Below are 667 nucleotides of genomic sequence, written 5' to 3' on the forward strand. Positions count from 1 at the left end.
CCCGAGGGCTGGCTCGCCGACCGCGACGACTGCACGGTGCCGGCTGGGGCGGACATCATGGGAAACGGTGGCTGAAATCCAGCGTACGGCGACGCTGTGGCCGAGGCCGGCCCGGGATGGGGCCGGACAAATCGAGACCGTCTCGACATCGTGTTTCTGCACACCGCTGACTACCATGTCAGACTTGTTGGAGCGCGTTCCGGTGGATTTCGGGGGGAACGCAAACCTGCAGTGCTGCCACCGCCGGCACTGCCCTGATGTCTGCGCACGACACGCACCTCAGCAGAGTTTCGGAGGCCGGTTAGGGACATGAGTGACGGGAACCCCCACGCCACTTTTGCGCGGCCTGTGCTTGGCACCGCCCCGTGGGAGCGGTTCGGAGCGGCGCCGGTGGCCGGCACCCACCGGTGGTGGTCGCCATCGCCGGAGCCCGGCGACGCCGAGTCAGCCGGCTGTCACACCGACGGCGGGCTTACCGTCGCCGACCTGATCGCGAAGCTCGGCGCCGTCCCCCGCGCCGGCCGGCCCGGCCATCACCGGGCGGTTCCCGAAACCGGGACAACCGAGCCGGACTACGACGCCTATGTCGTCGCCTCTGCGGTTTCGGCGTCGTCGGCCTATGCCTCTGAGCTGCCCGACCTGGATGCCGCCCATCGTCGCACCCGAC

1 pseudogene is annotated in these 667 nt (G+C 69.6%); it reads left to right on the forward strand.

Features of this window, described 5'->3' with window-relative positions:
- Positions 1–309: 309 nt before the first annotated feature.
- Positions 310–667: pseudogene (locus F6Q13_RS19165) on the forward strand (LytR family transcriptional regulator); the annotation flags it as partial.

The sequence above is a fragment of the Mycobacterium sp. genome (assembly GCF_008709575.1).
GTDB lineage: Bacteria > Actinomycetota > Actinomycetes > Mycobacteriales > Mycobacteriaceae > Mycobacterium.